Below are 7,731 nucleotides of genomic sequence, written 5' to 3'. Positions count from 1 at the left end.
ACGGCGGCGCGGGGCCGGGGCATCCATCTCCTCGCTGGTCGAAGCGAGCTCGTCCGGCTCGTTGGCGGGCGTCATGGGGGCCGGCGTCATGGCTGCGGCTGCTTCGGGCGCATCATCGACGTCAGCGAGCGGGCGGCGGCGGCGGACCGTGGGCCGGGCCGGGCCGGGGAGACCGGGTATGGGGCTTTCGTCCTCGTCAAGGTCACGCGCCCGAGGGCTGGCGGGGGGGCTGGCCGGCGCACGCTCGGGCGCGTCGCGCTCGTCACGGTTCCAGTCCCGCGCGCGGCGCGGGGCGGCGTCGCGGGGCTGATCGCGGTCATCACGGTATTGCGCGCGGGGGCGATCCCGGTCGTCCCTGTTGCGGTCGTCGCGGTTGCGGTCGTCACGGTTGCGGTCGTCACGGTTGCGATCATCACGGCTGCGGGGACGATCATCGCGGTCCCGATCGTCACGGGGGCGATCGTCGCGGGGGCGATCGTCACGGGGGCGATCTTCACGGGGGCGGTCGTCGCGGTTGCGGTCGCGGGTCTGGTCGCGGCCTTCCGGGCGCTGGCGGCGCTGGCCATAGTCATCGCCGCTGTCGCCATTGTCGTCGTTACTGTCGTTTTCGGCCTCGGTGCTGCTGTAGCCCGAGCTGTCCTCATCGTCATAGTCGCGCTGGCGGCGGACGGGTTCGCCCTGCTTGTCGCGATAATCGCCGAGCACACGGTAATAATGTTCGGCATATTGGAGATAATATTCGGTGGTGACCCGGTCACCGGCCTGCTGGGCATCACGCGCGAGCGCGCGATATTTGTCGAGCAGCTGGCTGGCGTTGCCGCGCTGGCGATTGTCGAGCCGGTTGCCGTAATTGTTGCCGCCGGTCATCTGCTGCGGGCGTGGCCCGCTCCCGCTGCGACGGCGCCGGCTCTGGTTGTTCCTGATCAACTTCGCGTCCCCTGATGGACGGCCCCGCTGCGCGGGTTTGGCCGTGAAAGACTGGCGTGGGTTCGATGCTGGCCCTTCGGGATGTTAACCGGGGTTTGGCCCCGCTCGCGTCATGCGCTTGCCGCACGACTTGCAACCCTTGAAGCTCCACTGTCGAAAAGTGGCGGCCCCTGTGCGCCTGCCACTCCCTGCCCGTCTAGCGACGATTGGCCGGAGTTCCAAGCGAAAACTGTGCGCGCCCGATCAGCGCGTCAGTTCAATCAGCTCGTACCAGGTCTGCATATAGCCGCCGACGCCGCCGCAGACGAAGATGGCGTCATCATCGGCGGTGACCCACATGTCGTAGGGCGGATGCTGGGTGCCGCCCATGGCGGCTTCATCGACGAAGCGGAAATGGCGGCAGGCGAAGGTGCCGGCAGCGACCGTCTTTTCGGCCTCGCCGACATATTCGAGATGGATATCGACCCGGGCCAGCATCGGCGGGGTGGCGCCGCGATGATCGGGCGAAGGCAGCAGCACGGTGATCTCGCGGCGGTGGGGGCCGCGCGCGACATCCATGCAGCGGGTGATGAAGCCATCACCGACGATGGGGTGGGTGCCGAAGCCGGTGAGGCCCTGCGGGATCTTCATCGTCTGGCTCAGCCGGCCGATGGTGGGGCCGTGGCTTTCACATTCGGCGGTGCCGGCGTCGTGATCGAAATGCACCCAGCCGGAGCCGAGATATTCATCATCAAGGCTGAGGCGGACATGGCAATCCATGGGGCGGCGGCTGGCATCGAGCGAATAGACGATATCGCGCATGACGGTGGGGCGCGGCTCCTCGATCTCGCAATGCGCCTGGATGGTGACGGCGCCCGAGGCATGGACGGTGAAGGCGAAATTCTCGCGGCCGCGCTCGGCGCCGAGCATTTCGGGCTTTTTCGAGGTGTAGCGGATGCGGCCTTCGATGCGGCGGTGTGGCATGATGCTCATGAGCGGGGTACCTTTGGGGCGATGCCGACCATCAGGTCGAACAGCTGGTCGGGGTTGGCGGATTTGAGGGCGAGCATGGCGAGCTCGGTGGCGCCGGGCTTGCCGACGACGATCTCGCGCTGGCCGCGGGCGACGCCCGCGAGGATCATCTCGGCGGCGTCAGCAGCGGGCAGGCCCTGATTGACCGGGTCATCGCCGGGCCCGACCGGACTGCCGTCGCCGGTGACGGCGTTTTCGGCGATGCCGGTCTGGACATAGCCGGCGGTGACGACGTGGACGGCGATGCCATATTGGGCGATTTCGGCGCGCAGCGCATCGGACCAGCCGACGAGCGCATGTTTGGCGGCGCAGTAGCCGGTGCGCAGCGGCGAGCCGAACTTGCCGGCGATGGAGGCGTTGTTGATAAGGAGGCCGCGCCGGCGGGCGACCATGTGCGGCAGGACCAGCTGGGTGAGCCGCAAGGGCGCGAAGAAATCGACCTCCATGAGGCGGCGATAGACATCGAAGCCGGTGTCGAGCGCAAGGCTGCGCTGCGAGATGCCGGCGTTGTTGGCGAGCATGTCGATATGGCCGAGCCGGGCGAGCGCCTGCTCGACGATGCCGGGCAGCGCGTCAAAGTCGGTGGTTTCGAAGGCGAGGGTTTCGGCGCCGCCGCAGGCGTCTGCGGTTTCGGCCAGCGCCTGCTGGTTGCGGCCCGAGAGCAGCAGGGTGGCGCCTTCCTTCGAGAGCGCGATGGCGAGCGCGCGGCCGATGCCCGAGGAGGCGCCGGTGATCCATGCGGTCTGATTCTGAAAGCGTTTTCTGGCCACGTCTGCGCCTCAATGCTGGATGGCGGGAACACCGATAAGCATGGGGTGGAGCCATAGCATCGCCGCCCAGAGCAGGACACCGCCAATTACGGGGACAAGGCCCGGCCAGAGCGTGGCGAGCGGCTGGCGGCCGGAAAGCTGGGCCATGAAGGGGATGAAGGCGGTTTTGGCCATATGATCGCTGTAGCCGGGCTGGGCGGCGAGCTTCTTGCGGTCTTGCATGGCCGAGCCGAACAGGGCGAGGGTGAGGATGCCGCCGGCGAGCACCAGCGTGCGGCTGTCGGCCGAGAGCGTGATATGGACGATGGCCCAGAGCGCGAAGGCCCACATCATCGGGTGCCGCGTGATGGCCTGGACCTTGCCGGGCTTGCCGGGGATGCCGCCGCCCATCAGCGCCGGATTGGGCGTGGCGACGCTGCCGACGAACAGGATGAAGGCGATGAGCATGACGAGCGGTGCGGCCATATAGGCGCCCGCCGGGGCCTGCCACAGCCGGTCTGGAGGCACGATCTTCCACAGCTCGACCGCCCAGAACAGCGAGCCGAGGGCGACCACCGAATAGACGAGCATGAAGCCCTTTTCGCCGATGGCGCGCACAAGGGTCCTTCGCAGCGGGTGCGAGAGCAGCTCATGGCCGCCGACGAAGAGGACGACGGCGATGATCAGCAGCGCGAAGTCGGACATATGCGCTTCCTTCAGTTGACGCCGTGGGTCCAGCGCTGGAGCAGCGGCGAGAGGATGAGCAGGAACACGCCGATGCCGACCGAGGCCCAGCCGATATAGGCGAAGACGCCGACATAGGTTTCGAGGCTGACGCGCAGGTTGGTGACAGTGCCGCCGACGGTTTCGACGCTGGCGACTTGCGCCACGATGCCGCCGACATATTGCGCCATGGCCGACGCCAGGAAGAAGACGCCCATCATCATGCCGACGACGCGGGCCATGGAGAGCTTGGTGACCATCGACAGGCCGACCGGCGACAGGCAGAGCTCGCCCATGGTGTGGAGGAGATAAAGGCCGATGATCCAGACCAGCGGCACGCGGAAATCGGGGCCGGCGAACCTTGTGCCGAAGACCAGCAGCAGGAAGCCGGCGCCGACGAGCAGCAGGCCGATGGCGAACTTGACCGGGATGTTGGGCTCAAGCCCGCGCCGGCCGAGCGCCACCCACATCAGCGAGAACAGCGGGGCAAGGGCCACGATGAACAGCGGGTTGAAGATCTGGACCTGACCGGCGGGCATGACATAGCTGCCGATGGCGCGGTCGGTATTGCGGTCGGCGAAGAAGGTGAGGCTGCTGCCGGCCTGTTCGAACAGGGTCCAGAAGACCACGGTGAAGACGATGAGGACGGTGGCGACGACCATCTTGTGAAACTCTTCGCGGCTGCCGGCGCGCCAGGCCCAGATGGGGATGCCGATGACGGCGGCGGTGAAGATGACGAAGAGGAGCTGGCCCAAGAGCGGCAGCGAGCCGAGATAGGCGAGGATGCCGGCCCCGGACTTGGCGGCGGCGGCGGCGGCTTCGGCATTGGCCATGGAATTTTGCAGGAGGAACCAGACCAAGGGCACGGCGGCGAGCGCGCCGATGGCGACGAGCAGGCTGGCGCGCGGGGCCACGCCCTCGGGCACTTCGCCATAGCCATCGAGCTTGCCGCCATCGAACTGGAACAGCGCCCAGGCGATGAGCATGCCGACCGCCGCCAGCGCGAAGCCGGCCCACCAGCCATACCAGACGGCGAGCAAGGGCGCGAAGAACTGGCTGATCAGCGAGCCGAGATTGATGCCCATGTAGAAGATGGTGAAGCCGGCGTCGCGCCTGCTGTCGCCCGGCGCATAAAGGGTGCCGACGATGGCCGAGATGTTGGGCTTGAAGAAGCCGTTGCCGACCGCGATCAGGCTGAGGGCGGCGAGCATGAGCGCGACATAGCCCTGGGAGCGGTCCCCGCCCGAGGCATAGCTGCCGGGCGGCAGGATGCGGGCGGGGGCGCCGGCGGCGGTGAGCAGGGCGACGCTGCCATCATCCCGGCCGGTGATTTCGAGCCGCTGGCCTTCTTGCGTGACGAAGCGGCGGCTGGTCTCGCCCTGTTTTTCGACCTCGACGGTGGTGCGCTGGCCGTCGATCTCGAACCAGGGCGTGGCGGCGGGGCCGCTGAAGCAGATCAGCAGATAGCCGAGCGCCATCATCAGCGCGCCGAGCTTTACCGAGCGCTTGGAGCCGAGATAGCGATCGGCGAGCAGGCCGCCGAACAGGGGGGTGAGATAGACGAGACTGGTGAAGGCGCCGTAGAGGCCGCCGACCGTTTCATCGGAGAAGAGGAAATGATCGGCGAGGAACAGCGCGAGCAGCGCGCGCATGCCGTAATAGCCGAACCGCTCCCACATTTCGGTGGTGAACAGGCGGGCGAGCTGGCGGGGATGGCCGAACCATTGCGGGCGCGGATCATGGGTGGGGCTGAGCGCGCCGGCGGTCGTGTCTGTCAAGCTGCCCTCTCCATCTGGTGCCAGCGTTATTCAACAATGCGCGGCCAGCGGCAAGTGCGGCTCTTGGCGCGGGGCGGGCGGGCGCGCTAGGAGGGTGGCATGACCTTCAACGACCGCGCCTCGACCCTTTCGCTCCTGACCAGCCGCCGCTCCGGCAAGGCGCGCGACATGGTGGCGCCGGGGCCGGACGCGGACGAGCTGGCGGCGATGCTGGCGGCCGCGATGCGGGTGCCTGACCATGGCAAGCTGGCGCCGTGGCGCTTTGTGGTGGTGGCAGCAGGCGCGCGCGCGGCGCTGGAGGCGGCGCTGGTGGAGAGCTATACGGCAGAGAAGCCCGAGGCCGGGCGGGCCGAGCTGGAGGCGATGCGGAGCTTTGCCCATCATGCGCCCTGCCTGATCGTGCTGATGGCGCGGCTTCGGGAGGAGAGCCATATTCCGCTGTGGGAACAGCAGCTTTCGGTGGGGGCGGCGGCGATGCAGCTGCTCAATGCCGGCCATGCGCTGGGCTATGTGGGCAATTGGCTGACCGGCTGGCCGGCCTATAGCGAGGCGGTGGCAGCGCGGCTGGGCGAGGCGGGCGAGCGGGTGGCGGGCTTCTTCTTCTTTGGCACCGCCGCCAAGCCGCTGGAGGAGCGGCCGCGGCCCGAGCCGGGCGCGGTGGTGCGGCACTGGACGGGCTGACAGCTAAGCGGCCCGGCGCGCACGGGCGGCGAAATCGAAGACGCGCAGCTCGATGACGAAGAAGCAGGTGAGCCAGAGCATGGCATCCCAGAAATCGAGCCAGGCGCCGTCAAGGCCCCAGCTGAGCGCGATGGCCGTGACGGCGAGATAGAGCGCGGCCTTGAAGGCAGTGCGCCAGCCCGGGCCGGAGGCGGCGGGGGGGCTGTGCAGATCATGGGCGAGGGCGGCGGCGATCAGCAGCCAGACGGTGGCATTGGCGAAATTCTGCCATTCGCGCGCCTCGGCATAGGCGGCCCAGCAGAAGACGGCGAGAAGATAGCCGGCGATTTCGAGGGCGCGCTGGGCGCGGTGCTTGCCGCCATCGGGGCGTGTGCCGAGGCCCTGGCTCTCCCATTCGAAGGCGGCGAGGATGAGCAGCCAGCCGGTCTGTTCGGTGACTTCGCGCCATGTGCCATAGGCATAGAGCAGGCCGACATCGAGGATGAGGACGGCGTAGATGACGGCCTTGAAGACGAGGAAACCCCGCCCGCCGGAGATGCCGGCGGGCGGGGCCTGGGTGTTGGGCTTGGGTGTTTCTGGCACCGCGGGCCGGCTGGATCAGGCGGCCTTGAGCACTTCCTCGATCTTGAGCTGGGCCGAGGGCTCGTCGATGTTTTCCATCGCGGCGAGCTCGCGGGCGAGGCGGCCGATGGCAGCCTCGTAGATCTGCCGCTCGGAATAGCTCTGCTCGGGCTGGTCTTCGGCGCGGTGAAGATCGCGGACGACTTCGGCGATGGAGACCAGATCACCGGAGTTGATCTTGGCTTCATATTCCTGGGCGCGGCGCGACCACATGGTGCGCTTGATGCGCGGCTTGCCCTTCAGCGTGGTGAGCGCTTCGGAGAGCGTGGCCTGGCTGGAGAGCTTGCGCATGCCGACGCCTTCGGCCTTGTTGGTGGGCACGCGCAGGGTCATCCGTTCCTTTTCGAAGCGCAGCACGAACAGTTCGAGGACGGAACCGGCGATCTCGGACCGCTGAATCTCGATGACACGGCCAACGCCGTGCTTGGGATAAACGACATAATCTCCGACTTCGAAGCCGAGTGGCTTGGCAATCGCCATGGATGTCCATTCCTTCTGTTGGCGCCCGTTGGGGCCTGTCTCCCTTTGTCGACCGGCGCTTCGGGAGGGTTCGGCGGCGAGGGGGTCGCCGGCGGGCATCCGCGAAGTAGCACTGGGAAAGGGACGACGGGCTCCGACTGCGGGCGCTTATGCCTCTGCCTGTTATGTGGCCGGGTTGGCTGGCCCCTGAGGGTTTGCCGAGCGGCCGGTGTGTTCGCGACGGAGCGACAATCCATCACGAGCCTGATTATAACAGAAAGGCTGACACATTTCCATCACATGCATGTGACGGGGATTGAAGCGGCCCGGCGCTGGTCGCGCCGAAACCGGAAAATGCTTGATGGAACAAGCAGTTTCCAGCTTTCGGCGGGTCGTCTCAGCTGCCTTCGCCGGGGGTCTCGGTGAAGTATTTGTCGAACTTGCCGTCCTCGCCCTTGTGCGAATCGGCATCATCCGGGGTGTCGCCCTTGACGGTGATGTTGGGCCATTTGGCCGAATAGGTGGCGTTCAGCTCCATCCACTTTTCAAGGCCACCCTCGGTGTCGGGCAGGATGGCTTCGGCGGGGCATTCCGGCTCGCAGACGCCGCAATCGATGCACTCATTGGGATTGATGACGACCATGGTCTCGCCTTCGTAGAAGCAATCGACCGGGCAAACTTCGACGCAATCCATATACTTGCACTTGATGCAGGCTTCCGTGACGACATACGCCATGAGAGGGATCCCCTTGTTGTGGCACTTGAAGGCGGACCAACATGGT

General features: G+C 67.0%; 9 protein-coding genes (1 of these 9 cut by a window edge). 1 reads left to right on the top strand and 8 read right to left on the bottom strand.

Features of this window, described 5'->3' with window-relative positions:
* The 5 genes from ACMVO5_RS13580 to ACMVO5_RS13560 form a co-directional block, all read right to left on the bottom strand.
* Nucleotides 1-867, bottom strand: partial view of a DUF4167 domain-containing protein gene (locus ACMVO5_RS13580; protein WP_416908026.1) — the 5' portion only. It extends 27 nt beyond the left edge of the window; only the first 867 of its 894 coding nucleotides appear in the window; its start codon is at nt 865-867; its stop codon lies beyond the left edge, outside the window.
* A 303-nt stretch (nt 868-1,170) separates the two neighbouring features.
* On the bottom strand, nt 1,171-1,899 hold the full coding sequence (locus tag ACMVO5_RS13575; protein WP_416908025.1) for a hypothetical protein: 729 nt from the start codon (nt 1,897-1,899) through the stop codon (nt 1,171-1,173).
* On the bottom strand, nt 1,896-2,708 hold the full coding sequence (locus ACMVO5_RS13570) for an SDR family NAD(P)-dependent oxidoreductase (protein ID WP_416908024.1): 813 nt from the start codon (nt 2,706-2,708) through the stop codon (nt 1,896-1,898). The genes ACMVO5_RS13575 and ACMVO5_RS13570 overlap by 4 nt, the downstream gene beginning before the upstream one ends.
* A 9-nt stretch (nt 2,709-2,717) precedes the next feature.
* Entirely contained in the window at nt 2,718-3,392 is a 675-nt protein-coding gene (locus tag ACMVO5_RS13565) for an NnrU family protein (protein ID WP_416908023.1), read from the bottom strand.
* 11 nt (nt 3,393-3,403) lie between these two features.
* On the bottom strand, nt 3,404-5,188 hold the full coding sequence (locus ACMVO5_RS13560; RefSeq protein ID WP_416908022.1) for a peptide MFS transporter: 1,785 nt from the start codon (nt 5,186-5,188) through the stop codon (nt 3,404-3,406).
* Nucleotides 5,189-5,287: 99 nt separating this feature from the next.
* On the opposite strand from ACMVO5_RS13560, the gene ACMVO5_RS13555 reads away from it, so the two are divergent.
* Nucleotides 5,288-5,869 carry a nitroreductase family protein gene (locus ACMVO5_RS13555; protein WP_416908021.1) on the top strand — a complete coding sequence of 194 codons (582 nt, stop codon included), beginning with the start codon at nt 5,288-5,290 and terminating at the stop codon, nt 5,867-5,869.
* A gap of 3 nt (nt 5,870-5,872) precedes the next feature.
* Here the strand turns inward: ACMVO5_RS13555 and ACMVO5_RS13550 are convergent, their stop codons facing one another.
* The 3 genes from ACMVO5_RS13550 to fdxA form a co-directional block, all read right to left on the bottom strand.
* Complete coding sequence (locus tag ACMVO5_RS13550) at nt 5,873-6,451, bottom strand: hypothetical protein (RefSeq protein ID WP_416908020.1); 579 nt, start codon at nt 6,449-6,451, stop codon at nt 5,873-5,875.
* Between the two features lie 15 nt (nt 6,452-6,466).
* Nucleotides 6,467-6,970, bottom strand: a complete 504-nt coding sequence (locus ACMVO5_RS13545) for a CarD family transcriptional regulator (protein WP_416908019.1) — start codon at nt 6,968-6,970, stop codon at nt 6,467-6,469.
* Nucleotides 6,971-7,346: 376 nt separating this feature from the next.
* Nucleotides 7,347-7,685 (bottom strand): ferredoxin FdxA, encoded by a 339-nt coding sequence (fdxA, locus tag ACMVO5_RS13540; RefSeq protein ID WP_416908018.1) that lies wholly within the window; start codon nt 7,683-7,685, stop codon nt 7,347-7,349.
* Nucleotides 7,686-7,731: the final 46 nt, after the last annotated feature.

It is taken from the genome of Polymorphobacter sp. (genome assembly GCF_048007885.1).
Classification (GTDB): domain Bacteria; phylum Pseudomonadota; class Alphaproteobacteria; order Sphingomonadales; family Sphingomonadaceae; genus Sandarakinorhabdus.
This window is presented reverse-complemented; position numbering and strand designations above follow the sequence as displayed.

Excerpts from the sequence above, each read along its gene's own strand:
- ACMVO5_RS13575 (WP_416908025.1), bottom strand. The coding sequence starts at position 1,899 with ATGAGCATCATGCCACACCGCCGCATCGAAGGCCGCATCCGCTACACC.
- ACMVO5_RS13565 (WP_416908023.1), bottom strand. The coding sequence starts at position 3,392 with ATGTCCGACTTCGCGCTGCTGATCATCGCCGTCGTCCTCTTCGTCGGC.
- ACMVO5_RS13555 (WP_416908021.1), top strand. The coding sequence starts at position 5,288 with ATGACCTTCAACGACCGCGCCTCGACCCTTTCGCTCCTGACCAGCCGC.
- ACMVO5_RS13545 (WP_416908019.1), bottom strand. The coding sequence starts at position 6,970 with ATGGCGATTGCCAAGCCACTCGGCTTCGAAGTCGGAGATTATGTCGTT.
- fdxA (WP_416908018.1), bottom strand. The coding sequence starts at position 7,685 with ATGGCGTATGTCGTCACGGAAGCCTGCATCAAGTGCAAGTATATGGAT.